Source organism: Streptomyces sp. NBC_00513 (genome assembly GCF_041431415.1).
In the GTDB taxonomy this organism is placed as follows: Bacteria; Actinomycetota; Actinomycetes; order Streptomycetales; family Streptomycetaceae; genus Streptomyces.
The window spans coordinates 1261593-1286983 of sequence record NZ_CP107845.1 but is presented as its reverse complement, the minus strand read 5'-3'; the positions used below and the strand labels follow the sequence as shown (position 1 = coordinate 1286983).

Genomic DNA, 25391 nt, shown 5'->3' with positions numbered 1-25391 from the left:
GTTCGGCTGATGGCCCACCGAGCCTAAGCGGTGGTCGGGGGAGCGGGGGAGCCGGGTGGGGCGTGACGTCGGGCCCGCGGGGTCATCCGACGGAGGGCATGGCCGTGATCTTCCCGTCGTTGACGAGGAAGACGCGGTTCTCGGCGCCGGACATCGCCCAGGGCCCGTGCGAGTCGGTGGACCAGGTCCAGAAGCGGGCGCCGTCGGTGGTCGAGTGCGCGGCGACGCCCTTCCCCTCCGCCAGAACCACCCACACGGTCCGCCCCTGGACCACGGGGCGGACGTGCGGCAGCGGACCGGGTCCGACCGCGCCGTACCCCAGGACCAGCATCCTGTCGGAGCTGAGCCTGACCAGGGTGCCGTCCTTCACGCCGAGCAGGGCGTCGCCGTCGCTCACCGGCGGTCCCCAGCCGCCGGCGCCCTCGACGGGGGCCGCGGCCGCGGCGTCGGACCACGTCTCCCGGCCGCTGGTGAGTTCACGGACCGACAGGGTGAGTCCGCCCAGGAAGACGGACTCCGTCTTGGTCGTCTCGCGCTTGTAGGTGACGACGAGCGGTTCGACGGCGGAGCTCGCCCGGCCCTTGGCTTCCCAGATGGCGCTTCCCTGGAAGCACTCGAAGCCCCACGCGTTCCCGTTGGCACCGGTCAGGACGAGCTTGTTGCCGGTGGCCGCGCCCTTGGGGCCGGACCCGAGCAGGGCGAGGGTCGGGATCGGCACGGTCCAGCGGACGGTCTGGAGCCCGGTGTTGATCGCCCGCAGTCGGTTGTCCTTGGTCACCACGTACACGGCCTCGCCGTCGAACGCGAGGAGGCGGACGGCCTCGGCCGCCGGGAGCGACCACTCCAACGCGCTGGTGGAGGCGTTGTGGACGCGCAGCGTGCCGCCCGCGTCCACCGCGAGGAACAGGCGTTCCGTCATGGCCAGGACGCCGGCCTCCGCGGAGATGTCCGGCAGTCGCCACTTCTCCTCGCCGGTCTTGGCGAGGTGGGCCACCAGGCCGCCGTCCTTGCCCGCGAACATCACCACGTCGACCAGGGACAGCGGTGTGGTCGGCACACCGTCCGCCGGCGCCGCCGCCGCCACGGGCAGGGGGCCCCACAGCGGCTCGGGCGCGCGGCCCGGCGTCTTGGCGGGGCGGTCCAACAGAGCCGCCTGGTGGGCGAGTCCGTTCCGCGGCGGACCCTTCGGGGTCTCCTCGCGCATCGACCACCAGATGCCGGCGCCGCCGCCCGACACGGCCAGCAACCCGCCCGCGCCGAGGGAGGTGCGCAGGAACCGGCGCCGCGAGGGACCGACGGTGACCGTGGCCCCCTCCGGCGCGGCCTGGCGTTCCGCCTCCGCCTGCCGGCGGGCGATGTCGGCGGCGAGCGGACCCTTGCGCCAGGACCGGTCCGCGCCGCGCGGGGGCGCGAAGGCTCCGGCGATCTGCTCGGGCGTGGGGCGCGGTCCCGGGTCCTTGGCGAGGCAGGGGATGATCAGCGCGCGCAGTTCCTCGGGCACGGTGGACAGGCGGGCTTCCCCGTGGACCACCTCGTACTGCACGGCGGCCACGTGCGTCCCGTCGAAGGCGCGTTGCCCGGTGGCGGCGTACACGAGGACCGCGCCCAGCGAGAAGACGTCCGCCGCGGGGCCCACGCGCTGCCCCAGGACCTGCTCGGGGGCGCCGTATCCGGGAGTGACGGGCACCTGGCCCGTGGTGGTGAGGGTCAGTCCGTGCTCGGGCCGGGCGATGCCGAAGTCGATGACCCGCGGCCCGGTCGAGGTGAGCACGATGTTGGCGGGCTTCAGGTCGCGGTGGACCAACCCCGCCGCGTGGATGTCGCGGAGGGTGTCGGCCAGCGAGGCCGCCAGCGCGCGCACCCCGGCGGTGTCGAACGGGCCGTAGGCGCGTACCGCCTCGTCCAGGGTGGGGCCGGAGAGGAACTCGGTCGCGATCCAGGGGCGGTTGCCCTCGCTCTCGGCGCCGAGGACCCGGGCGACACCGGCGCCGGTGACCGCCCGCGCGGTGTGAGCCTCGCGCAGGAAGCGCTGGACGAGGTTCTGGTCGTGCGTCAGTTCGGGCAGCAGCACCTTCACGGCGGCGATGGCACCGGTGTGGTCGCGGCCGAAGTAGACCTTGCCCATGCCGCCTTCGCCGAGGACACCGATGACGCGGTAGGGGCCGAGTCGGATCGGGTCGCCGGGGCCGAGAGGTTTCATGGATGCCGCTTCCTGTCCTGCCGGGCCCGACTCTCGGCCCCGGGGCGCGGGGCGTTCGGGCCGGCGCGCCTGGGTGGGGCCATCGTTTCATTGGCCGGTGCGCAGGTGGCGCCTGGGGCGGCAGGGGGTGGTGCGGCGTCGGGCGGGAGTCGAGGGAGCCGGGGGAATCGGCTGGAGGAACGCGGTGCCGTGCCGAGGACGGGGCGGCGGCGGTCCGCCGAGGGGGTGATGCGGTGGCGGTCGGCTCAGGGCAGGGCGCGGTCCGGCGCCTTGCCGGCGCCGCGGGCCGCGGTCGCCGCCGCCTGCAGGGAGCGCAGGGCCAGCAGGAGCACCCCGATGTCGTCGAGGTACACGGGGTCCGGGATCAGGTCCACGGGCGAGATCGTGTAGGCCACGGCCACCCAGAACAGGGCCTTGTCGCGCAGCGGGATCCCCGCGTCGACCAGCAGCTTCCGCGCCTTGAACACCCGCACGAGCAGTACGGCGGCCAGGGCCGCCAGCCCGACGGCGACGATCACGGCGATGGTGAGCCAGACTTTTCCGTCCATGCCACTCCTATACCCCGTGCGGGCGGGAACCCTCGGGCGGCCTGTTCCCGGGCGGGCTGCCTGTCGCGCGCCGCTTCTCGGGCGGTCGTACCTCAGGCGCCCTGTTCCCGCAGTCGGCGGGTGACCTCGCCGAGGCCGGCGGCGAGGGCGTCGAGCTGGTCCGGCGTGAGCACGTCGATGAGGGCCTCCCGGACGGCGGCCACATGACCCGGCGCCGCCGCGTCCAACCGGGCGCTGCCCGCTTCGGTGAGGACGGCGAAGACTCCGCGCACGTCGGAGGGGCAGCTGCGGCGGCGGACCAGTCCGGCCTTCTCCATCTGGGTGACCTGGTAGGTCAGCCCGCTCTTGGAGTTGATCAGTCCGTTGGCGAGCTCGGTCATGCGCAGCTCGCGATCGGGCGCCGCCGCCAGTCGAACGAGGATCTCGTACTGGGGGTGCGAGAGTCCGGAGTCGTCCTTGAGCTGCTGGTCGAGGCGCCGGTTCACCAGGGCGGAGGCGGCCAGGAAGCCGTTCCAGGCCCGCATCTCGCGATCGTCCAACCATCTCGTCTCAGCCATGGGCACAGGATACAGCGGGTTGTTCCAATTTGAATCAATGGTTAGGGTCGGGATCGCCGGTTCGAATTTGAACTACCGACTCGGGCCGGCTCGACCGGAAGGAACCCCCATGACCAGCGCCTCCGCCACCACGACGAAGGCTCCGGCCGCCGCACCGGCCGCCCCCCGCCCCCTCACCACCACCGGCCTGGACACCGGCCTGCTGCTCCTGCGCGTCGTCCTCGGCCTCACCATGGCCGCCCACGGCAGCCAGAAGCTGTTCGGCTGGTTCGGCGGGGGCGGCATCGGCGGCACCGGCCAGTTCTTCACGGCGAGCGGCTACCCGGCGGGTGACGCCATGGCCGTCCTGGCCGGACTCACCGAGACCCTCGGCGGCCTCGGCCTCGCCGCGGGTCTGTTCACCCCGCTCGCCGGCGCAGCCCTCGTCGGCACCATGATCAACGCGCTCGCCGTTCACGGCGTCGGCTCGTTCTTCGCCCCGGAAGGCATCGAGTACGAACTGCTCCTGACCGTCGGCGCCGCCGCCCTCGCCCTGACCGGCCCCGGCCGGTACGCGGCCGACCGCTTCGTCCCCGTCCTGCGCGAGAACCGCGCGGCCCACGGCGCGCTCGCCCTCGCCCTCGGCGTGGTGCTCGGCGCGGTGTTGCTGCTGGTGCGCGGCTAGGCACGCCCGCCTCCGGCCGCCCCGGCCGCGGCGAAACCCACCGAAAACCCGCGCGCAAGAGGGTGTCCCGGGGCCGGTCTGATTGGCCCCGGGTATTCGGGGGAAGAGCGCACAAATGACACAACCCATCGAAGACTACGCACTCATCGGCGACCTGATGACCAGTGGGCTGGTCGGCCGAGACGGGTCCATCGACTGGCTGTGCCTGCCGCGCTTCGACTCGGCCGCCTGCTTCGCCGCCCTCCTCGGCGAGAAGGACAACGGCCACTGGCGCATCGCCCCGGAGAGCGCCGCCGACGGGGAGCGGTGCACGCGCCGGGCATACATCGACGGTTCGTTGGTCCTGGAGTCCCTCTGGGAGACCGAGGACGGCACGATCAAGGTCATCGACTTCATGCCGCAGCGCGACACCGCGCCGGACGTGATGCGGATCGTCGAATGCCTGTCCGGTGAGGTCACCGTGCGCAGCACCCTGCGCCTGCGCTTCGACTACGGCCACGTCGTCCCCTGGGTCCGACGTTCCGCCGGCGACCGGGTCGCCGTCGCCGGTCCCGACTCCGTCTGGTTCCGCAGCGAGCCGCCCGTGCGGACCTGGGGCGAGCAGAACACCACCCTTTCGGAGTTCACCGTCTCCGCCGGGGAGAAGGTCGCCTTCGTCCTGACCTGGCACCCGTCTCACGAGCCGCGCCCCGAGCAGGTCGACCCGTACCAGGCGCTGGAACACGCGCTCGTCGACTGGGCGCAGTGGGCCTCCCAGTGCACCTACGACGGCCCCTACAAGGAGGCCGTGACCCGCTCGCTGATCACCCTCAAGGCCCTCACGTACGCCCCCACGGGCGGGATCGTCGCCGCCGCGACCACCTCCCTGCCCGAGGAGGTCGGCGGCGTCCGCAACTGGGACTACCGCTACTGCTGGCTGCGCGACTCTACCCTGACCCTCGGCTCCCTCATCGCGACCGGTTTCAAGGACGAGGCCCGCGAGTGGCGGAGGTGGCTGCTGCGGGCCGTCGCCGGCGACCCCGCCGACCTGCAGATCATGTACGGGATCGCGGGCGAGCGGCGGATCCCGGAATTCGACCTGCCGTGGCTGCGCGGGTACGCCGAGTCCGCCCCCGTCCGCGTCGGCAACGCGGCCGTCGACCAACTCCAGCTCGACGTGTACGGCGAGGTCATCGACTCCCTGTACCTGGCCCGGTCCACCGGGCTGGCCAGCGAGGCGCACGCCTGGCAGATCCAGCTCGCGCTGCTCGACTTCCTGGAGCGCAACTGGCGCCGCCCGGACGAGGGACTGTGGGAAGTGCGCGGTCCGCGCCGTCATTTCACGCACTCCAAGGTGATGGCCTGGGTGGCCGCCGACCGGACGGTGCGGACCCTGGAGACGGATCCGTCGATGCCGGGCGACCTGGAACGCTGGCGGGCCATAAGGGACGACGTGCACGCCGACGTGTGCGAGAAGGCCTTCGACCCGGAACGCAACACCTTCACCCAGTACTACGGTTCGCGCGAACTGGACGCCGCGACCCTGCTGATCCCCCGCGTGGGATTCCTGCCCCCCGACGACCCGCGCGTGATCGGTACCGTCGACGCCGTCCGCGAGGAACTCGGCCGCAGCGGCCTGGTCCGCCGCTACAGCACCGAAGGCCCCTCCGTGGACGGTCTGCCCGGTGACGAAGGGGCCTTCCTGGCCTGCTCGTTCTGGTTGGCCGACGCCCTGCACATGACCGGCCGGGGCAAGGAGGCGCGGCAACTCTTCGAGATGCTGCTGTCCGTGCGCAACGACGTGGGTCTCCTCGCGGAGGAGTACGACCCCGTCGCCGGCCGCCAACTGGGCAACTTCCCGCAGGCGTTCAGCCACGTCGGCCTGGTGAACACCGCGCTCACCCTGAGCCGGGACCCCTCGTCGGACTGACCGGGAGTGTGGGATCCCGGTGGCGCGCGACGGTGGGCGCGCGGCGCCGGGAGGCGAGGGGTCGGTACGGGGCGCGGCCGGGACGGGCGGCGAGGTCGCCCCGCCCTCCCCGCCCGGCCGCCGGGGCCGTTCAGGGGCGACGCATGGTCTCGGTGAGCCGGCCGCGCAGGTGGGCGAACTCCGGGGAGGAGCGCAACGCGGCGACGTCCGTGGTCGGAGCGCGGTCGAGCGGGACCGGAAGCTCCGCCACCACCCTGCCCGGATTCGCCGCCATCACCAGGACGCGGGAGCCCAACAGGACGGCCTCGTCGGCGGAGTGGGTCACGAACAGCACCGTCGTCCCGAGGCGGGCCGCCAGCGTACGCACCTCCTCCTGGAGCCGTTCCCGGGTCAGCGCGTCCAACGCGGCGAAGGGCTCGTCCATCAGCAACAGCTCCGGCTCCGCCGCCAGCGCCCGGGCGATTGCCACCCGCTGCTGTTGGCCGCCCGACAGCTCCCACGTACGCCGCGCCGCCAGGCCCGGCAGCCCCACCCGCTCCAGCAGCTCCGCGATCCGGGCGGGCCGCTCCGCGCGCGGGACCCCGTGCCGGGCCAGGGCGAAGCCGAGGTTCCCGCCGACGGTGCGCCACGGGAACAGCCGAGGCTGCTGGAACACCACCCCCGCGCCGCGGCCGGGCTCCGGGGTCCCGCCCCGGACCAGGGCCGTTCCCACCGCCGGCCGTTCGAAGCCGGCGGCCACCCGCAGCAGGGTCGTCTTTCCGCAGCCGGAGGGGCCCACCAGGACGACGAACTCGCCCGGGTGGATCCGCAGGTCGACCCCCTCGACCGCCGTGACCCGCTGTTTCGCCGGACCGTAGCGGACGGACACGCCGACCAGTTCCACGGCCGCGGGCGCCGGGGGAGCGTCAGTTCGCGGCACGGCCGAGCTCCTCCACCGCGAGCGCCCGCCCGAACACGGCCTGGCCCGGGACCGCGTCCACCGCCTTCTGTCCCTTCAGGAACACCGCGGCGTCGTGCAGGTGGCCGGCCAGCTTGCCGGGGGCGCCGGGCGTGCCCAGGTATTCCGCCCCGGTCTGCTCTTTCGCGCTCAGCAGCACCAGTTCCGACAACTGGCGCTTCGCCTCGCCCGCCGGCAGGCCGAGCTCCGCGCCGATCGACTTGGCCGCCTGATCGGGTGCGGTACGCGCCTGGGCGACCGCCTGGTCCTGGGCCTTCAGCCAGGCGGTCACCACCTCCGGGTGCTTGGCGGCGAAGTCGTTGGTCACCACCCCGAGGTCGGCCGTCGGCTTGCCCTGCTGCGCGACCTGTCGGCTGGTGATCAACACCTTGCCGTCCTTGGCCAGTTCGCCGAGCGTGGGCGTCCACACGTACGCGGCGTCGATGTCCCCGCGCTTCCACGCCGCCAGGGTGTCCTGGGGTTGGAGGTCGATGGTCTTCACGGACGACGGTTCGACTCCGGCGGCGGTCAGTGCGGCGAGCAACGAGTAGTGCGAGGTGGAGCCGTAGGGGGTGGCGACCTTCTTTCCGACCAGGTCCTTCACCGAGCCGATGCCGGGCTTGGCGACGAGGGCTTCGTTGTCGCCGATCAGGTCGTGGATCCACACCACCTTGTACGGGATGTTCAGCGGCGCCGACAGCCCCTTCGTGACCGGGCTGGAGCCGGCCAGGCCGAGGTCCACGGCCCCCGCGAGGACAGCGGTGTTGACATCACCCCCCGATTCGAACTTCACCCACTTCACGTCGGCCTCGGGGAGGGCCTTCTCCAGCAGCCGCTGGTTCTTCACGACGAGGTCGGCGTTGGGTATCGACTGGTAGGCGATCCGTACGGTGGTGCGCCCCGCGCCGTCCGAGTTCGCGCCGGCGCCCCCGCAGGCGGTGGCGCCGGCGGCGGTCAGGGTGACCGCGGCGGCGAGCAGGAAGGTACGGCGCGAGAGGAATCCGGTCATGGCTGTGCTCCGGTGTGAGTGGTGGTCTGTCCGAGTGGTGCGGTGTTGGGGCGGGGCGGGGCGGGGCGGGGCGGGGCGAAGTGAGGTGCTGTGAGGTGTGGTGAGGTGAGGTCGCGTCCGTGGGTGGTGCGGACCACTCAGGTGCGGCCGCGCCAGGGCACGCCGATCCGCTCGACGCCGCGCAACAGGGCGTCGAGCACGATCCCGGACAGCCCGATGGCGAGGATGCCCGCGATCACCAGCGCGGTCTGGTTGTAGCGCTGTGCGTCGCGGATCATGCCGCCGATGCCCGGAGTCCCGTTGATGGTCTCCGCCGCGACGACGGAGGTGTACGCCACACCCACCGCGATCCGGATGCCGGTGAGGATCTCCGGCAGCGCGGCGGGAAGACGCACCGACAGCAGCAGGTGCGCCGGACCCGAGCCCAAGGCGCGCGCCGCCTCGACGAGTTGATCGGGGACGGTGCGAACGGCCGCGGCCGTCGCGGCGGCGATCGGCGGCAGGGCGGCGATCACCAGCAACCAGATCTTCGGGGCCTCGTCGATGCCGAACCAGATGACGAGCAGCGACAGGTACGCGAGCGGGGGCAGGGTCCGCAGGAACGTCACCACCGGTTCCAGTACGACGGCCAACGGTCGGACCACGCCGATCAGCAGCCCGAGCGGCACCCCGACCAGCACGGCGTACCCGGCGCCGGTGCCGATCCGGCCCAGGCTCACCCCGAGGTGTTCGATCAGGAGGTGGCCGCCGTAACCCCGCACCCCGTCGTGCGTGGTGGAGGCGAGCACGAACTGCCGCCACACGTCACCGGGCGAGGGGACGAGCACCCGGGGCCACACCTCGGCGGCGACCACCGCCTGCCAGACCCCGATCAGCACGATCAGCGACACGAGCCGCAGGGCGCCGCGGCGCCCCGCCTCACGGAGCCGGCGCCGGCGGCCCGCGGTGACGGTCGGGTCCGCGTCGGGGGAGGGGAGTCGATCGGTCGCCGCGGTCAGCAGGGTGCTCACGCCGAGGCCGCCGTCCCGGTCAGGGCCCGCAGCCGCGGCGCCACCTCTTCGCCGACCCGGAAGGCCTCCTCCAGATGGGGGTACCCGGACAGGATGAACTCGTCGATTCCCAGGGTCCGGTACTCCGCGAGTCGGGCGGCCACCTCGTCGTGCGAGCCGACCAGGGCGGTGCCGGCGCCCTCGCGGACCAGGCCGATGCCCGCCCACAGGTTCGGCGACACGGTCAGTCGCGCCGCGTCCGCGACCCCGCCGTGCAGCGCGGCCATGCGGGCCTGCCCGACGGAGTCCATGGTCGCGAACCGTTCCTGACTCGCCCGGACGGCCTCCGGGTCCAGCCCGGCGAGGATCCGGTCGGCCTCCGACCAGGCCTCGGCCGCGGAGTCCCGGCTGATGACGTGCAGCCGCAGTCCGAAGCGCAGGGTCCGACCGGCGGCGCGGGCCCGTTCACGGAGTCGGCTCACACGTGCGGCGACGGCGGCGGGCGGCTCGCCCCACAGCAGTTGTACGTCGGCCCGGCGGGCGCTGACGTCCTCCGCGGCGGCCGACGCTCCGCCGAAGTACAGCGGGACGTGGTGTCGCGTCGCCGGATCCGTGAGCCGGGCTCCTTCGAGCCGCAGATGGGTCCCGCGGTGGTCCACCTGTTTGCCGTCCAGCAGGTCCCGGAGCACCGCCATCACCTCGTCGGTGCGCGCGTAGCGGGCGTCGTGCTCCAAGTGGTCCCCGTAGGCACGCTGCTCCGCGGGGTCTCCGCCGGTCACCAGGTTCAGGCCGAGCCGGCCGTTCGCGAACCGGCGGAAGGCGTCGGCCTGTTGCGCGATCAGCGTGGGCGCGGCCAGGCCCGCCCGGAACGCGACGAGGAACCCGATCCGGTCCGTGTGTTGGGCCAGTGCGGAGGTGAGGATCCAGGGATCCACGCAGCCGAGGCCCACCGGCGTCAGGAGAGAGTGGAAGCCGGCCTGCTCGGCGGCCCGGGCGACCTGCGCCAGGTAGGGGATGTCGGCCGGTCGGCGGGTGGCCGCTCCGGTGCGGCCCTGGACGGAGGTCACCCCGCCGGGGTCGCGGCCGTCCCCGCCGGTGGGCAGGAACCAGTGGAGCAGAAGGGGGTTCTCGGGCACGGTGAAACCTCGTCGGGGCAGCGCGGCACGTGCCACCGCCCGGCGGTGGCACGTGTACACGGGCAGAAGGGAGTCAGGAGCGAACGCGAAGGGCGCGAGGGCGCCGGGGTGGATTCGAGAGCGGCGTACCGGGGCCGCACGAGGGCGGACGGGAACGCGGTTCGCGGCGCGCCCGGCGGCGCGCGGTCATCCGTACGCTGTCAGGAGCGGCGGATCAACAGCCGTGCGTACGGGAGGAGTCGGCCCGACAGAGCATGGTCGACACGCGCAGCAGATCCACGTGACGACGCGAGACGAGAAGGGGGGCCATGGCCGCATCCTGTCGGGGTTCGACCACCCGGGACAAGCGCGGTCCGTATCGTGGACGCCGGCGTTCCGGGAAGTGGGACGGTAGTCGAGGGGCGGGGACGCGGGCGCGGGGCCCGGATCGGGTCACCGGCGACGGTTGACCGGCAGCCTTCCCAGCACCGACGCCATCGCGCAGGTGTCGGTCAGCGCGGAGAACACGAGCCCGCCCGCCACCGCGGCGCTCAGGAGCAGGAACGCCGGGTGCGTGAAGGTGCCGAGGGCCAGCCCCAACAGGACGAGCGTGCCGACGGTGATCCTCACCTGCCGTTCCATGGCCCACACGGCCCGACGGCCCTCGGCGGGGTACTCCAGTGCGTGACCGCCCGCGGACCAGGCGCCGGTCCCGCCGGTCAGGCTGCCGGCGGTGAAGCCGTGACCGGCCAGGGTGTGGGCCGCGTTCCGTGACCGGGCTCCGGAGGCGCAGACCAGCAGCAGCGCCCCGCCGGAACCCCCGGCGAGTTCGGCGGCCTTCCGCAGCGCGGGCAGTGAGTCCGTGATCCGGTCGAGCGGGATGTTGGTCGCGCCCGGCAGGTGGCCGGAGGCGTACTCGCCCGGCGTGCGGACGTCGACGACGGCGAACTCCTCGGGGCGGGCATGGACCTGGTCGACCGTGACGGCGAGGGTCAGGGGAGTGCTCATGGCGGACGTGCTCCTCGGAAGGGAACGGCGCGGGAACGAGATCGGCTCGGAGGTACCGCGGTGGGTGCCCCCGGGCACGGGCGAAGGCGCGGCGGGGCGTGTGGGGGCGTGCGGGCAGGCGTCAGCGTCGACAACAGGGGCGCGGCAGAACGCGCGGCGTGACGGCCATGCCGCGGATCATAGACACCCCGGACGCGTGCGCGCCGGCGCCCCGCGACGCTCGCAACACGCCCGCAATGTGGATACGACGAAGCCGACCCGGCGCGCAGGCCGGGTCGGCTTCGTCGTGAGGTGCGCGGGCGGCGGTGGCGTCGCCCTCAGGCGGCGGCCTCCTCGCCGTCATCGGGGATGCTGACCAGCCAACGGCTGTCCTGGCGCGGGCGCAGGTACAGCGCCCAGTACAGCGTGGCGACGGCGGTGATCCCGCCCGTCCACAGCAGGTACCGCGTCTCCTGCTGCGTCAGGATGTACGCGAACACGGCGATCAGCACCACCGGCACGGCCGGCCACAGCGGCATCCGCCAGGCCGCCGACGCCCCGTGCGTCCCGCGGCGGCTGTACAGCGCGGCGACCGCGACCAGCAGGTACATGCCGGTGACCGAGACGCCGGTGACCCCGTAGAGGGTGTCGAGGTTGACGAAGCACATGGCCGCGCCCGGAACGCCGACCAGCAGCGTGGCCACCCACGGGGAGCCGAAGCGGCCGAGCCGCGACAGGGCGTTGTTGACCGGCTCGGGCCAGGCCTTGTCGCGGGCGGAGGCGAAGAGCACCCGGGAGTTCTGGATGACCATCACGATGCCCGCGTTGACGATCGCGAGGGCGACGCAGAGGCTCACGAAGGTGCCGACGGCCGAGTTGGACCAGGCCGTGACCATCGAGCCGATGTCCCCGGAGGTCAGCACGGCCAGGTCGGGGGCGCCCATGGTGATGGCGATGACCGGGATCAGGATGACGGCGGTGGAGATGGCGAGGGTGGCGAGCACGGTCCGCGGGACGTTGCGGCGCGGGTTCTCCAACTCCTCCGACAGGTAGACGGCCGTGGAGAAGCCCTGGGTGATGAAGAGGGCGATGGCCAGCCCCGAGACCACCATCATCGCGGTGACGGGGGAGGTGCCCCCGTTGTCGGTGGCGACGGCGCCGTGCACCAGCACGTCGGCGCCGCGCTCGCTGTGGGCGAAGCCGAGTACGGCCACCAGTGCGGCGGCGATCACTTCGAGGACCAGGAAGATGCCGGTGATCCAGGCGTTGGCCCGGAGGTCGAGCAGACCGGCGAGGGTGGCGAGCAGCATCACGCCGGCGCCCGCGACCGGTGCCGGCACGTCGATCACCGGTGCGAGGTAGTCCGCCGTGCCCATCGCGATCACGGGCGGCACGATCATCACCACGAGCAGGGACAACACGAACACGAGCCACCCGGCGAGCCGGCCCGCCAGGGTGGACACCATCGCGTACTCGCCACCGGCGCTGGGGATGAGGGTGCCCAGTTCCGAGTAGCAGAACGCCACGCCGACGCAGAGCAGCGAGCCGATGGCGATGGTCAGGGCGGCCCAGGTGCCGAGGTCGGCGAACAGGTCGGGCACGACGACGAAGAGCGTCGAGGCGGGCGTCACGCACGAGAGGGTGAGCAGGGTTCCGCCGACGACGCCGATGGAACGCTTGAGCTTCTGGGGGACGGGCCCGGTGGCGGGGGCGAGGGCCTGGGGTGCGCTGATCGTGTCAGACATCGGTGCGGTGTTCCGATCGGCAGATGCGGTGAGTGAGCGCGGGAGCGGTATCGCCTCCGAGGCGGTGGTGAGCAAGGTGGTTCGGTGGCTCCCGGGCCGTCATGCAATCCCTGCGAGATCCGCAGGTCAAGAGCTGTTCACCTGCGGATTCCATCGTCACGCGCCCGCTCCCGGCCTCCGATACGGTGTTAAGGCCGCGTAAACGTTGAACGAACGAGCGGTGCGGGAACCGCAGGATGATCGTCGCGAATTTTCCTCCGCTTTGCCGATCCGGGACCAGAACGGCTCCGAGCCCCGCGTACGGGAGGCTACTGCGGGTAAGCGCGGCCCATGACGGTCAAGAAGACGAGCGTTCTCGTACTGGACTGCGCCGAGCCGGAAGGCCTGGCGCACTTCTACGCCGATCTCCTCGGAGCCGAGGTGCGGGCCGGGGTGGGCCTGGACATGGTCGAGGTCGTCGGAGGCCCCGGCGTGCACCTGGCCATCCGCAGGGACCTCGGTCACGCGCCGCCGAGTTGGCCGCGCCCCGAGGACTCCCAACAGGCACACCTGCGGATCCAGGTCGCCGCCGAGGACCTGGACGAGGCCGAGCGGGAGGCGGTGTCGCTCGGAGCCCGGCCCCTGGACGTGGACGTGGAGGACGGCCCGCGCGACGCCCGGCTCTTCAGCGACCCGGCCGGGCACTCCTTCACCCTCGCGGCCACCGGCCCTCTGCGCACCTGAGCCCCGGCCCCCGACGACAGGATCTAGCGGGGCGGCTCCGTGCGGGACGCCAGCAGCAGGGCGATGTCGTCGGGCCGGTCGTCGGTGTTCCCGACCTCGTGGACCAGCCGGTCGGCCATGTCCGTCAGCGGGGACGGCCGGCCGCCGGCCAGCGCGAGCCGCAGCCGCTCCACGCCCACGTCGATGTCGATGCCGGGCCGCTCCACCAGCCCGTCGGTGTACAGGGCCAGCACCGAGCCCGCCGCGAGCCGCAGTTCCGCCACCGGATAGCCGGCGTCCGCGTCGATGCCGAGCACCACCCCGCCCGGCAGGTCCAACACCGAGGTGTGGCCGTCGGGTTCGCGCAGCAGCGGCTGCGGGTGGCCCGCCCGGACGGCGCGGGCCCGGCCCGAGGCCAGGTCGATCAACACGTAACAGCAACTGGCGAACTGGCCCGGGTCGAGGTCGATCAGCAGCCGGTTGGTGCCCCGCATCACCTGTTCGGGGTCATTGCCGCTCAACGCGAAGGCCCGCACCGCGCTGCGCAGTTGACCCATGGTCGCGGCGGCGGCCACCCCGTGGCCCTGTACGTCGCCGATGACCAGGGCCAGCATGTCCGGGCCCGTCTCGACGACGTCGTACCAGTCGCCGCCGACGTCCATGCCCGCGGTGCCGGGCAGGTACCGGCCGACCGTCACCACGTGGTCGCGCACCGGCAGCCGGTGCGGCAGCAGCGCCGCCTGGAGTCCGCGGGCCAGCGTCGTCTCGCTGTCGTAACGCCGGGCCCGCTCCAGGGCCTGGGCGATCAACCCGGCCAGTGCCGTGAGCACCGTGCGCTCCTCCGGGCTGAAACCGCGCGGCACGTCGAAGCCGAGGATGCAGGAGCCCACCGGCCGACCGGAGGCGATGAGGGGGAGGAAGGCGCGGGCACCCACGTCGGCGTCCAGCGGGATCCCCGGGTACGCGGCGGCCAAGTGCTGCATGGACTCGAAGAACATCGGCCGACCCGTGGTAAGCGTCTCCACGCCCGGCAGCCGCACGTCCAGCCCGACCCCGTCGAACCGGTCCAGGAACCCCTGGGGGAACCCGGTCTCCCAAGCCAGGTGCAGATGGCGTTCGTTGAGCAGGTAGATCGCCAACTGGCGTCCGCCGAAGGCCGGCAGCAACTCCTCGGTGACCACCGCCGAGACCTGTCGGGCCGTCATCGCCTCGGTCAGCGCGATGGCCAGGGCGACCGGCCGGTACAGCGCGGACGCCCGGTCGGCGGGAGAACCGGCCAGGCCGGCGCCGGGGTGCTGTACGGACCCGGGCGCGTAGGCGGGCGGTTCCGCGGCGCCGATCGTCACGGTCACCCCGCCGAGCCCGGGATGGAGTCCGACCGCGAGCCACTCCCCGGACGGATGGGGGCCGCGCCGTGCCGGGAAGTACACGGGGTCCGAGGCCAGGAACACGGCCCGGAAGTGGTCCTCGTACGCCGGATGCCCGAGCCAGGGGAGGGCCTCCCACAGCACCTTCCCGTGCGAGGCGTCGTCGATGCCGAGCATGGTCCGGGCGGCCGGGTTGAAGGTGACGATCCGGCCCTGTCGGTCCGTCGAGAGCACCGCCTGGGTGAGCCGGTCCAGGGCCTCCCGGGCGTCGTCGGTCGCCGAGGGCCCCGGCACGGACACGGGATCGTCGTCCCACACCACCCGTGCACCGGTCGCCGCGAGCGCGGCCAGTTCCTTCGCGAGCCGGTCCGCGGTCTGCCGCAGTCGCCTCCGATCGGCGGCGTCGACCGGCACGCCGGGGGTCGCCGGGCGCAGCACCAGCAACACCCCGAACCGCTCGCCGTCGCCGGTGGTCACCGGCTCGTACAGCGAGGCGAAGGGGTACGGCAGCCCGGCCATCAGCTGGGGGAAGCGCCGCATCGCCGACTCGGCGTCAAACAGGTGGACGGCCTGCCCGGACCGGTAGGCCTCCGCGACCGGGTACGGCCGGTTCACGTGCATCCGCCACCACGGCCGGAACAACCGCACGGGCAGCCCGCTGACCGCCGCCATGCGCAGCCTGCCCTCCGTGCCGGAGCGCAGGTAGACACCACCCGCGTACCCACCGACGGCCTCCATGGCCTTCACGGCCGCCCGCGCGAGCACCCGGGCCGTGGCGTCGGTGGCGGGGGTGCCACTGTCCGGTCCGGCCGTCACACAGCCAGCATGCGCCCGCGCCCGCGCCCCCGCACACCCGTCGGCGGGGTCATCCGCGCGTCCGCTCCCGGTACCCGGCCACCACCGCGACCGCCGCGATCAGCAGGACCACGGACACGGTCCGCAGCGCGACACCCATGGCCTCGGTGAAGGCGACCACCTGCGCGGGGTCGCGCGGATCGCCGTGGAAACGGGAGGCCGACACGGAGCCCACCACCGCCACGCCCAGGGCCGCGCCGATCTCCCGGGCCGCCGTGTTCAGACCGGACCCCAGCCCGGCCTGGTGCGCGGGCAGCTCCGCGACCACCGTCAGGGTCAGCGAGGGCGCGCACAACCCCGTACCGACCGACAGCACCAGCAGGTGGAGCGCGTACACGGCGTACGGGGTGTCCGCGTCGGCGGTGGACACCAGCAGCAGCCCCGCCCCGATCAGGCCCAACCCGACGCCGACCGGCAGCCGGGGCCCGGTGCGCTCCTGGAGTCGCGCACCCAGCCGGGGGACCAGCGCCATGCCCACGGTCAGCGGGACGATCGCCAGGCCGGTGACGGCGGGGGAGAAGCCCTTCGCGTACTGGAGGTACTGGGCGTTCACGAAGAACAGCGCGAACAGCCCGAAGAACGCCGCCCCGATCCCCAGCGTCCCGGCCCGCAGCTTGCGCGACGCGAAGATCCGCGGGTCCAGCAGCGGGTGCGCGCCGCGCAACGCGTGCCCGGTGAAGGCCGCCAGCAGCCCCGCCCCCGCACCGAACGCCGACAGGACCCGCGCCGACGCCCACCCGTGCCCGGGCCCCTCGATGATCCCGTAGACCACCCCGAACAGGGCCCCGGCCAGCAGCAGCGCCCCGACGGGGTCGACGGACGCGTCCGGACGGGAGGGCGTGCGCGGGACCGTGCGGGCCACCGCGAGCGCGAGCAGCGCGGCGAGCGGGACCACGGCCCAGAACAGGGCCCGCCAGGTCAGGAACTCGCCCGCGAGACCACCTCCGACGTTGCCCGCCAGGCCCCCGAGGCCCGCGGACAGCGTCCAGGTGGCCAGGGCCCGGCCACGCTGCTCGGGCGGGCTCAGGTGCACCAGGACCGACATGGTGGCCGGCATGATCAGCGCCGCGCCCGCCCCGCACAGACCGCGCCCGGCGATCAGTACGGCCGGATCCCCCGCGAGCGCGCTCAGCGCCCCGCCGGCGGCGAACAGGCCGAGTCCGGCGAGCAGGGCCCCCTTGCGGCCGTGGCGGTCGCCGAGGGCTCCCGCCGGGATCAGCAGCGCCGCGAAGACGATGACGTACGCGTCCACCGCCCACAGCAGTTGGTCGGGGGTCGGGCGCAGGGCGGAGGCGGCGAGCTGCGGGATCAGCAGGTTCACGGCGGCGACCATGCCCTGGGCGACGAGCACACAGGCGCACAGGACGAGCAGGGCGGGGCGGGTGAGGGCGGGGGCGGCTGCGGCCCGGGACGGTTTCTGGGCATGGCGGAGCACGGCTCCTCCTGGAGTCGGTCGGTGCGGGGTGGGTGCTGCTCGGGCGGTCCGGCCGCCCTGAAGGGGGGCCGGATCGGCCGCCCCGCTCACCGTAGGCTGGGCGTGACCTGCTTTCCAGTGCAATGTGTGCAAGGGATCGATGCGTGTGACGCAATCCGGGATGGACCTGAACCTGCTCGTGGCCCTGGACGTCCTGCTGGAGGAGTCGAGCGTGTCCCGCGCGGCGGCCCGCCTGCACCTGTCCGAGCCGGCCATGAGCCGCACCCTCGGCCGCATCCGCAAGGCCCTCGGCGATCCGGTCCTGGTCCGCGCCGGACGGAACATGGTGCCCACCCCGCACGCCCTCGCCGTCCACGGCGAGGTGCGGGCCGTCGTGGAACGGGCCCGCGCGCTCTTCCTCTCCGGTGGCCAGGTCGATCCGGCGACCCTGACCCGCACCTTCACCGTCCTCGCGAACGACGCCTTCACGGCCGTGTCGGGCGCGGCCCTCTTCTCCCGGGTGACGAGCGAGGCACCGGGAGTACGGCTCCGGTTCCTCTCCGAGAGCCACGTCGACGTGCCGGCACTGCGGGAGGGCGTCGCGGACCTGGAGCTCACCGTCATCGACAGCCGGGCCCCCGAGGTCCGCGTCGAACACCTCGCCGACGAGCGGATGGTGGGGGTCGTCCGCGCGGGCCACCCCCTGCTCCGCGGCCGGATGACCGCACGCCGCTTCGCCGCCGCCGAACACCTGATCGTCTCGCGCCGGGGCCGGCTCCAGGGGCCCGTGGACGCCGCCCTCGCCGAACAGGGCCTCACCCGGCGGGTACGGGGCAGCATGGGCACCTACCCCGCCTCCCTCTTCGTGCTCCGCGACACCGATCTGGTCGGACTGATCACCACGCAGGGCGCGCCGCTGGCCCACGGGATGGGCCTGGAGACCTTCCCCGTGCCGCTGGAGCTGCCGACGCTGCCGTTCGGCATGGCCTGGCACGCCCGCCACGACGCCGACCCGGCGCACACCTGGCTGCGCGACCGTGCCCGCGACCTGATCACCTCGCGGGAGGCAGGCACCCGGACGGCCGCCGGCGACCCGGGCCCGGCGGCCTGACGTACCCGCCGCAAGCGGGAGTTCGACGGTCCCGCCCCCGGCGGGGCGTGGCGTCGAGCCCCGTACGCCGTACGGACCGACCCGAAACCCCGTCCGAGGGACGCACCCGCGTACGGCATCCCTCCCCGGCCCGCTCCGGGAAGGCTTGCGGACATGCGACAGCAGGACGACAGCCCGACACCCCCCACCGCCTTCTCGGCGGCCGACGCCTTCACCCTGCGCACCGCCCTGGACGCCCTCGGCGGGGTCCACGGGCTCGACACCCTCGACCTCGCCTGCGGACACGGCGGCACCACCCGACTCCTCGCGAGCGGCGGGGCCCGGCGGACCGTGGGCGTGGACAACTGCCCGGAACGCATCCGACGGGCCCGCGAGACCCGCCACGACGGCCCGGCCGGGCCCATCGAGTACGTCGTCGCCGAAACCGCCGCGATGCCGCAGTTGGGCCCCTTCGACCTGGCCACGGCCCTCTACCTGTTCAACCACGCACCCGACCGGCACGCCCTGCACTCCATGTTCCGGTCCATCCGAGCCAACCTGCGGCCCGGCGGCCGGCTGCTGGCCATCGTCCCGAACGCCGGGGCCTTCCCGCGCGTGGACTGGTCCCCGTTCGGGCTCCGCGTCCTGGCACGCGACCCCGACGGGGACGCGCCCCTGGTGCGGGCCCAGTTCCTCACCGAGCCCCCGGTGCACGTCGAGTTCCGCGAGTGGGCGCACGCCGACTTCGCGGAGGCGGCCGTCGAGGCCGGGTTCACCACCGCGGGATGGCAGCCGGCGCGGACCCCACCCCCCTGCGCCGAGCGCGACGAGGCCTTCTGGGCGTCGTACCGGGCCAGGCCGGTCAGCTCGCTGATGACCTGCGTGGCCTGAGGGCGTCCGGCGGTGCGAGACCTGCCCCGGGCGTCTCCCGCGCCCCGTACGCCCCCACCGCCCGGCACGTCACCGCGTGGCGACCGCCCGGGTCAGCGCCACGATCCGCTCGCGGGCGGCCCTGCCCTCCGGCACCGGTTGGAAGGTGTAGCCGTGCGACTGGCCCGCGGCCTCGTGGAACTCCACCTCGACGCCGGCGTCCCGCGCCCGACGGAGCAACTCGTGGCTGTCGGTGCCCAGCAGGTCCCGGGTCCCGGTGAACACCGTCAGCGGTGCCAGCCCCGCGAGGTCGCCGCGCAGCGGGCTGACCCTCGGATCGTCGGCGGCGAGCGTACCGGCGTACAGGCGCCCGGCCTCGATCAGCCCCGCCCGCCTCAGCAGCGGATCGCCCGGCTCCGCGGCCGCCTGACCGGGATGGCTCACGCTCAGGTCCAGCCAGGGCGAGACCAGGACGATCCGGGACGGCTGCGCCCCCGTGCGCTCCCGCAGGCGCTGCGCGGCGGCCAGGGCGATCCCGGCGCCCGCACAGTCCCCGATCAGCACCGTCCCGCCCTCACCGCCGCTCTCGATCAACCCGCTGAGCAGGTCGGCGGCCACCGGAACGGTCCGGTCGGCGGTCCCGCGCGGGGCCAGGATGTACGCCGGCACGACCACCCGGGCCCTCGCCCGCGTGACCAGGGTGCGGACCAACGACCAGTGGGGCCGGAGCAACTCGCCCACGTAGGCGCCACCGTGCACGTACAACACCCGCGCCGCGGGCTCGACGCCCCGCGGCGACACGTCGTACACCGGCCAGGCCCCGACGAAGGCCCGCGAGACCTCCGCGACCCGGCCCAGTGAACGCGGCGGCAGATGCGACGCGGGCCTCCTGGCGGACTCCGCCACCCGGGCCCGCACGGCCTCGGCACCGGCGTACCGTCTTCGACGCCCCACCGCGATCAGCGCCACCGACAACGCCTTGCTGCGCAGACTCGGCACGCCCCTCACCTCCCCTTTTCCCCGCCCCCGGCGCTGCCCGCGCCGGCCCTGCCCCATCAGGTGAGGAGCATAGGCGTGAAGCTGCGCTGTCGGCCCGCTTAAGAAAGTCTCGATGGACCGATCACCACCGCGCTCGGCACATTGGTGCACGTCAGACACCACACGGGCCCGCACGCCCCGAGGTGCTCCCCTCCGCATGCCTGGAGCCACGTTCATGAAGGCACTCGTCAAGCACAAGGCCGAGCCCGGGCTGTGGCTCATGGACGTCCCCGAGCCCGAGTACGGCCCCGGCGACGTGCTCATCAAGGTGCTCCGCACCGGCATCTGCGGCACCGACCTGCACATCCGGGCCTGGGACGGTTGGGCGCAGGGCGCGGTCAAGACCCCTCTCGTGCTCGGCCACGAGTTCGTGGGAGAGGTCGCGGCGCTGGGCGCCGACGTGCGGGACATCGAGATCGGCGCGCTGGTCAGCGGCGAGGGCCACCTGGTGTGCGGGAAGTGCCGCAACTGTCTGGCCGGGCGCCGCCACCTGTGCCGCAGCACGATCGGCCTCGGCGTCGGACGCGACGGCGCGTTCGCCGAGTACGTCGTCCTGCCCGCGCAGAACGTGTGGGTGCACCGCACCAAGGTCGACCTCGACGTGGCGGCCATCTTCGACCCCTTCGGCAACGCCGTGCACACCGCGCTGTCCTTCCCGCTCGTCGGCGAGGACGTGCTGATCACCGGCGCCGGTCCCATCGGCATCATGGCGGCGGCCGTGGCCCGGCACGCCGGCGCCCGCAACGTCGTCATCACCGACGTCAGCCCCGAGCGTCTGGAGATCGCCCGCAAGGCCGGCGCCACGCTCGCGGTGGACGTCCGCGAGTCGACGATCGCGGACGCGCAGGCCACGCTCGGACTGCGCGAGGGCTTCGACATCGGCCTGGAGATGTCCGGGCGCGGCGAGGCCATGCAGGACATGATCGCCAACATGACGCACGGCGGCCGGATCGCGATGCTGGGCCTTCCCGCCCAGGACTTCCCCGTCGACTGGGCGAAGGTCGTCACCTCGATGATCACCATCAAGGGCATCTACGGCCGCGAGATGTTCGAGACCTGGTACGCGATGACCGTGCTACTGGAAGGCGGGCTCGACCTCAGCCCCGTCATCACCGGCCGGTACGCGCACACCGACTTCGAGGCCGCCTTCGACGAGGCGTCCACCGCCCGCAGCGGCAAGATCATCCTCGACTGGACGGCGTAGCCTCCCCGCCCGACCCGGACGGCCCGCGGCCGTCCCCCCGAACCATCTCCCTCCGGCCGGGCCCCGCACACCCTCCCCCCTCCGCGGGGCCCGGCCCCCCTCCCTCCGCCGCACCAGGAGAAAGAGAGCACGCCCGCCATGTTCGAGACCGTCCGCCAGGACCTGCGCAACACCCTCGACGAGATCCGCTCCGCCGGCCTGCACAAGCCCGAGCGCGTCATCGGCACCCCGCAGAACGCGTCCGTCGGCGTCACCTCCGGCGGCTCCGCGGGCGAGGTCCTGAACTTCTGCGCCAACAACTACCTCGGCCTCGCCGACCACCCCGAGGTCGTCGCCGCCGCCAAGGACGCCCTGGACCGCTGGGGCTACGGCATGGCCTCCGTCCGCTTCATCTGCGGCACCCAGGAGGTCCACAAGGAGCTGGAGGCGCGCCTGTCCTCCTTCCTGGGCCAGGAGGACACGATCCTCTACTCCTCGTGCTTCGACGCCAACGGCGGCGTCTTCGAGACCCTCCTCGGCGCCGAGGACGCGGTGATCTCCGACGCCCTCAACCACGCCTCGATCATCGACGGCATCCGCCTCTCCAAGGCCCGCCGCTACCGCTACGCGAACCGCGACCTCGCGGAACTGGAGACCCGGCTCAAGGACGCGCAGGACGCCCGCCGCCGTCTGATCGTCACCGACGGCGTGTTCTCCATGGACGGCTACGTCGCCCCGCTCGCGGAGATCTGCGACCTCGCCGAGCGCTACGACGCCATGGTCATGGTCGACGACTCCCACGCCGTCGGCTTCGTCGGCCCCGGCGGCCGCGGCACCCCCGAGCTGCACGGGGTCATGGACCGGGTCGACATCATCACCGGCACCCTGGGCAAGGCCCTCGGCGGCGCCTCCGGCGGCTACGTCGCGGCGCGCGCCGAGATCGTCGAACTGCTGCGCCAGCGCTCGCGTCCGTACCTCTTCTCCAACTCCCTCGCCCCCGTCATCGCGGCGGCCTCGCTCAAGGTCCTCGACCTGCTGGAGTCGGCCGGTGACCTGCGCGAGCAGCTCGCCGCCAACACCGCGCTGTTCCGCGCGAAGATGACCGACGCCGGCTTCGAGGTCCTCCCCGGAGACCACGCCATCGCCCCCGTCATGATCGGGGACGCCGCCGAGGCGGCCCGGATGGCGGAGCTGCTGCTGGAGCGCGGCGTGTACGTGATCGGCTTCTCGTACCCCGTGGTGCCCATGGGCGCGGCGCGGATCCGCGTGCAGCTGTCGGCCGCCCACTCCACGGCCGACGTGGAGCGCGCGGTGGCGGCGTTCATCGAGGCCCGTGCGGCGCTCGGGGCGTCTGTGGCCTGAGACAATGGCGGGGTGATCGACCCCCGCCGGCTGCGCATCCTGCGGGCCGTGGCGGACCACCGTACGGTGACCGCCGCGGCCGCAGCCCTGTACCTCACCCCCTCCGCCGTCTCCCAGCAGCTCGCCGCGCTGGAGCAGGAGACCGGACACGCCCTGCTCACCCGCAGCGGCCGGGGCGTACGGCTCACCGCGGCCGGGGAGATCCTCGTCGGGCACGCCCACGAGGTGCTGGCCCAACTGGAGCGCGCCGAAGCCGAACTCGCGGCGTACGCGGGCGGCTCGGCCGGCGAGGTCACGGTCGCCGCCTTCGCCACCGGCATCGCGGAGGTGCTCGCTCCGGCGCTCGCCCGCCTCGCGGTGGACCATCCCGGCATCCGGCTCCGCGTCCGCGACGCGGAGGGCGACCAGAGCCTGCCGCTGCTGCTGGCCGGGGAGGCGGACCTGGCGCTCGCGGTGGAGTACCGCGGCGCCCCCGGCGCGGACGACGGCCGACTGTCGATCGTCCCCCTCTACGCGGAACCCTTCGACGCGGTCCTCCCGGCCGGCCACCCCCTCGCCGACCTGCCCACCGTGTCGCTCGCCGACCTCTCCGACTCCGACTGGGTGGGCCAGTACCCCGGCAACCCGTGCCACGACGTGACCCTGCTCGCCTGCGAACTGGCGGGCTTCCAACCGCGGTTCGCGCACTCCTCCGACGACTTCCGTGCCGTGACCGCCCTCGTCGGTGCGGGCGGCGGCGTCGCCCTGGTGCCGCGTTCGGCCCTGCGCGGCATGGACCTCAAGGAGGTCCAGGTCCGCCCGGTCGCCGGCCCCGCAGCAACCCGCCGGGTCTTCGCCGCCACCCGCCGGGGCGCCGAGTCCCACCCGCTGATCGCCCCCGTGCTGGCGGCCCTGTCGCGCGAGGCGGAACGCGTCCCGACGCACTGACCCGGCCGGCGCCCTTGGTTCTGCTCGTGTGCTCCGAGGGGCCTCGGCCCGACCCCCGCGTCGAGGTCGACCCGGGCAGATCGCCGCCGTGGATGCTTGAAGTTGCGTGAAACTCCCCGCTACCTTGCGAGAAAACGCACACTCGAAGTCGTCGCGTACCAGGGAGCCCGCATGAGTCACGTCGCGCAGGAGTTGGCCACACAACCCGAATGCTGGGAACGGGCCGCCGAACTGGCCACGACACACCGGACCTTGCTGCCGCGCAGCGGGGAGCGCACCGCGATCGTCGGCTGTGGGACCTCCTTCTACATGGCCCAGGCGGCCGCCGCCCTGCGCGAGGAGTCCGGCCAGGGCGAGACGGACGCCTTTCCCGCCTCCGAGTTCCCGCGCCACCGCCGCTACGACCGCGTCGTGGCGCTGACCCGCTCCGGAACCACCACCGAGGTACTGGACCTGCTGGCCGGGCTCCGGGACGCCGGAGTGCCGACCACCGCCGTCATCGGGGACCCGGCCACGCCCGTGACGACCCTCGCGGACGACCTCGTCGTCCTGGACTTCGCGGACGAACGATCCGTCGTACAGACCCGCTTCGCCACGACGGCCCTGACCCTGCTGCGGGCCCACGTCGGCGCCCACACCCCGGCCGTCGTCGCCGACGCGCGCACCGCGCTCGCCGAACCGCTGCCCGCCGCACTGGAGACCCTCGACCAGTACACCTTCCTCGGTCGCGGCTGGAGCGTGGGACTGGCCCACGAGGCGGCCCTGAAGATGCGCGAGGCCTCGCTGTCCTGGGCCGAGTCCTACCCGGCCATGGAGTACCGGCACGGCCCCGTCAGCGTCACCGGCCCCGGCACCGCCACCTGGTCCCTGGGCGAGGCCCCCGACGGCATCGCCGACCAGGTCCTCGCCGCCGGCGCCGCATGGGTGGAGGGTCGGCTCGACCCCCTCGCCGAACTGGTCCGCGTCCACCGGCTGGCCCTCGCCGTCGCCGCGCGCCGACGGCTCGACCCGGACGCGCCCCGCAACCTGACCCGCTCCGTCGTCCTCACCACGGGCGAGGAGGCGGTCCGATGACCCTCGTCCCCGCCGGCCACCTGGTGACGGACGCGGCCAAGGCCGGCCGCGCCGTCGCCGCCTTCAACATCATCACGCTGGAACACGCCGAAGCCGTGATCGCGGGCGCCGAACAGCTGGGCCTGCCGGTGATCCTGCAACTCAGCGAGAACGCGGTGAAGTTCCGGGGCGGACAACTGCTCCCCATCGCCCGCGCCGCCGTCGCCTGCGCGGAGGAGGCCGCCGTCCCCGTCGGGCTGCACCTCGACCACGTCAAGAGCGCCGAACTGCTGCGCCGGGCCGCGGACGCCGGCTTCGGGTCGGTGATGTACGACGCCGCACGGCTGCCGTACGCCGAGAACCTGGAGGCCACCCGCTCCGCCGCCGACTGGGCCCACGCCAACGGGCTCTGGATCGAAGCCGAACTGGGCGAGGTCGGCGGCAAGAACGGGGCCGCGCCGCTGGACCCGCACGCGCCGGGCGCCCGTACCGACCCGGACGAGGCGCGACGGTTCGTCGCCGACTCCGGGGTGGACGCGCTCGCCGTGGCCGTCGGCAGCACCCACGCCATGACCAGCCGGACCGCCGCGCTGGACCACGCGCTGCTCGCCCGCCTGACCAAGGCGGTGGACGTCCCCCTCGTGCTGCACGGTTCCTCCGGACTCCCGGACTCCGAACTCGCGGCGGCCGTCGCGGGCGGCATCCGCAAGGTCAACATCGGCACCGCCCTCAACGTGGCCATGACGGAGGCCATCCGTACCCACCTCACCCCGGCGGACCCGCGTCCCTACCTCACGGCGGCCCGAACGGCGATGGCGGCGACCACCGTCGCCATGCTCACCGCCCTGAACTGAGCGCGGCCGCCGCCCC

The 25391-nt window shown here is 73.6% G+C and carries 22 protein-coding genes; 10 read left to right on the top strand and 12 right to left on the bottom strand.

All coding sequences use genetic code 11. The features are described 5' to 3' along the window. Positions 1 to 82: 82 nt before the first annotated feature. From OHA84_RS06155 to OHA84_RS06145, 3 genes are all read right to left on the bottom strand, one after another. A complete protein-coding gene (locus tag OHA84_RS06155; protein ID WP_266972787.1) occupies positions 83 to 2200 on the bottom strand; it encodes a protein kinase in 2118 nt (705 codons plus the stop codon). Between the two features lie 245 nt (positions 2201 to 2445). Continuing rightward, entirely contained in the window at positions 2446 to 2748 is a 303-nt protein-coding gene (locus tag OHA84_RS06150) for a YkvA family protein (protein ID WP_266972789.1), read from the bottom strand. 92 nt (positions 2749 to 2840) lie between these two features. Then, the gene (locus OHA84_RS06145) at positions 2841 to 3305 is read right to left on the bottom strand and encodes a MarR family winged helix-turn-helix transcriptional regulator (RefSeq protein ID WP_053681853.1); all 465 of its coding nucleotides are present in this window, start codon (positions 3303 to 3305) and stop codon (positions 2841 to 2843) included. Positions 3306 to 3414: 109 nt separating this feature from the next. Between OHA84_RS06145 and OHA84_RS06140 the strand changes: the two genes are divergently transcribed. Beyond that, positions 3415 to 3969 (top strand): DoxX family protein, encoded by a 555-nt coding sequence (locus OHA84_RS06140; RefSeq protein WP_053681852.1) that lies wholly within the window; start codon positions 3415 to 3417, stop codon positions 3967 to 3969. A 115-nt stretch (positions 3970 to 4084) separates the two neighbouring features. Continuing rightward, on the top strand, positions 4085 to 5878 hold the full coding sequence (locus OHA84_RS06135) for a glycoside hydrolase family 15 protein (protein ID WP_053681851.1): 1794 nt from the start codon (positions 4085 to 4087) through the stop codon (positions 5876 to 5878). A 130-nt stretch (positions 5879 to 6008) separates the two neighbouring features. Here the strand turns inward: OHA84_RS06135 and OHA84_RS06130 are convergent, their stop codons facing one another. The 6 genes from OHA84_RS06130 to OHA84_RS06105 all read right to left on the bottom strand — a co-directional run bounded on the left by OHA84_RS06130 (position 6009) and on the right by OHA84_RS06105 (position 12660). After that, positions 6009 to 6797 carry an ABC transporter ATP-binding protein gene (locus OHA84_RS06130; protein ID WP_266953493.1) on the bottom strand — a complete coding sequence of 263 codons (789 nt, stop codon included), beginning with the start codon at positions 6795 to 6797 and terminating at the stop codon, positions 6009 to 6011. Further along, positions 6784 to 7824: an ABC transporter substrate-binding protein gene (locus OHA84_RS06125; protein WP_266953491.1), complete on the bottom strand. Its 1041-nt coding sequence runs from the start codon at positions 7822 to 7824 to the stop codon at positions 6784 to 6786. Before OHA84_RS06125 ends, OHA84_RS06130 begins: the two co-directional genes overlap by 14 nt. Before the next feature lie 137 nt (positions 7825 to 7961). Beyond that, entirely contained in the window at positions 7962 to 8825 is an 864-nt protein-coding gene (locus tag OHA84_RS06120) for an ABC transporter permease (protein WP_199826616.1), read from the bottom strand. A 5-nt stretch (positions 8826 to 8830) separates the two neighbouring features. Further along, the gene (locus OHA84_RS06115) at positions 8831 to 9949 is read right to left on the bottom strand and encodes an LLM class flavin-dependent oxidoreductase (protein WP_053681848.1); all 1119 of its coding nucleotides are present in this window, start codon (positions 9947 to 9949) and stop codon (positions 8831 to 8833) included. A 432-nt stretch (positions 9950 to 10381) separates the two neighbouring features. Next, positions 10382 to 10936, bottom strand: coding sequence for a rhodanese-like domain-containing protein (locus OHA84_RS06110; protein WP_266972793.1), 555 nt, complete (start codon positions 10934 to 10936; stop codon positions 10382 to 10384). A gap of 317 nt (positions 10937 to 11253) precedes the next feature. Further along, positions 11254 to 12660, bottom strand: coding sequence for an APC family permease (locus OHA84_RS06105; RefSeq protein ID WP_053681846.1), 1407 nt, complete (start codon positions 12658 to 12660; stop codon positions 11254 to 11256). A 330-nt stretch (positions 12661 to 12990) separates the two neighbouring features. Here OHA84_RS06105 and OHA84_RS06100 point away from each other — a divergent pair, with 330 nt between their 5' ends. Continuing rightward, entirely contained in the window at positions 12991 to 13383 is a 393-nt protein-coding gene (locus tag OHA84_RS06100; protein WP_266953483.1) for a VOC family protein, read from the top strand. A 23-nt stretch (positions 13384 to 13406) separates the two neighbouring features. On the opposite strand, the gene OHA84_RS06095 is transcribed toward OHA84_RS06100, so the two are convergent. After that, on the bottom strand, positions 13407 to 15494 hold the full coding sequence (locus OHA84_RS06095) for a SpoIIE family protein phosphatase (RefSeq protein WP_371591579.1): 2088 nt from the start codon (positions 15492 to 15494) through the stop codon (positions 13407 to 13409). A gap of 100 nt (positions 15495 to 15594) precedes the next feature. Beyond that, a complete protein-coding gene (locus OHA84_RS06090; protein ID WP_266972797.1) occupies positions 15595 to 17019 on the bottom strand; it encodes an MFS transporter in 1425 nt (474 codons plus the stop codon). Between the two features lie 139 nt (positions 17020 to 17158). On the opposite strand from OHA84_RS06090, the gene OHA84_RS06085 reads away from it, so the two are divergent. After that, positions 17159 to 18109 (top strand): LysR family transcriptional regulator, encoded by a 951-nt coding sequence (locus OHA84_RS06085; protein ID WP_266972799.1) that lies wholly within the window; start codon positions 17159 to 17161, stop codon positions 18107 to 18109. A gap of 153 nt (positions 18110 to 18262) precedes the next feature. Next, entirely contained in the window at positions 18263 to 18979 is a 717-nt protein-coding gene (locus OHA84_RS06080) for a class I SAM-dependent methyltransferase (protein ID WP_266972801.1), read from the top strand. A gap of 69 nt (positions 18980 to 19048) precedes the next feature. On the opposite strand, the gene OHA84_RS06075 is transcribed toward OHA84_RS06080, so the two are convergent. Continuing rightward, the gene (locus OHA84_RS06075; RefSeq protein ID WP_266972803.1) at positions 19049 to 19957 is read right to left on the bottom strand and encodes an alpha/beta hydrolase fold domain-containing protein; all 909 of its coding nucleotides are present in this window, start codon (positions 19955 to 19957) and stop codon (positions 19049 to 19051) included. A gap of 214 nt (positions 19958 to 20171) precedes the next feature. Between OHA84_RS06075 and tdh the strand changes: the two genes are divergently transcribed. The 5 genes from tdh (at position 20172) to OHA84_RS06050 (ending at position 25375) form a co-directional block, all read left to right on the top strand. Further along, entirely contained in the window at positions 20172 to 21200 is a 1029-nt protein-coding gene (gene tdh / locus OHA84_RS06070) for an L-threonine 3-dehydrogenase (protein WP_053681840.1), read from the top strand. Positions 21201 to 21338: 138 nt separating this feature from the next. Continuing rightward, positions 21339 to 22541 carry a glycine C-acetyltransferase gene (locus OHA84_RS06065; RefSeq protein WP_053682006.1) on the top strand — a complete coding sequence of 401 codons (1203 nt, stop codon included), beginning with the start codon at positions 21339 to 21341 and terminating at the stop codon, positions 22539 to 22541. Positions 22542 to 22553: 12 nt separating this feature from the next. Then, the gene (locus OHA84_RS06060; RefSeq protein WP_053682007.1) at positions 22554 to 23468 is read left to right on the top strand and encodes a LysR family transcriptional regulator; all 915 of its coding nucleotides are present in this window, start codon (positions 22554 to 22556) and stop codon (positions 23466 to 23468) included. Positions 23469 to 23639: 171 nt separating this feature from the next. Further along, on the top strand, positions 23640 to 24542 hold the full coding sequence (locus OHA84_RS06055) for an SIS domain-containing protein (RefSeq protein ID WP_053682008.1): 903 nt from the start codon (positions 23640 to 23642) through the stop codon (positions 24540 to 24542). Further along, the gene (locus tag OHA84_RS06050; RefSeq protein WP_266972806.1) at positions 24539 to 25375 is read left to right on the top strand and encodes a class II fructose-bisphosphate aldolase; all 837 of its coding nucleotides are present in this window, start codon (positions 24539 to 24541) and stop codon (positions 25373 to 25375) included. Before OHA84_RS06055 ends, OHA84_RS06050 begins: the two co-directional genes overlap by 4 nt. Positions 25376 to 25391 lie beyond the last annotated feature (16 nt).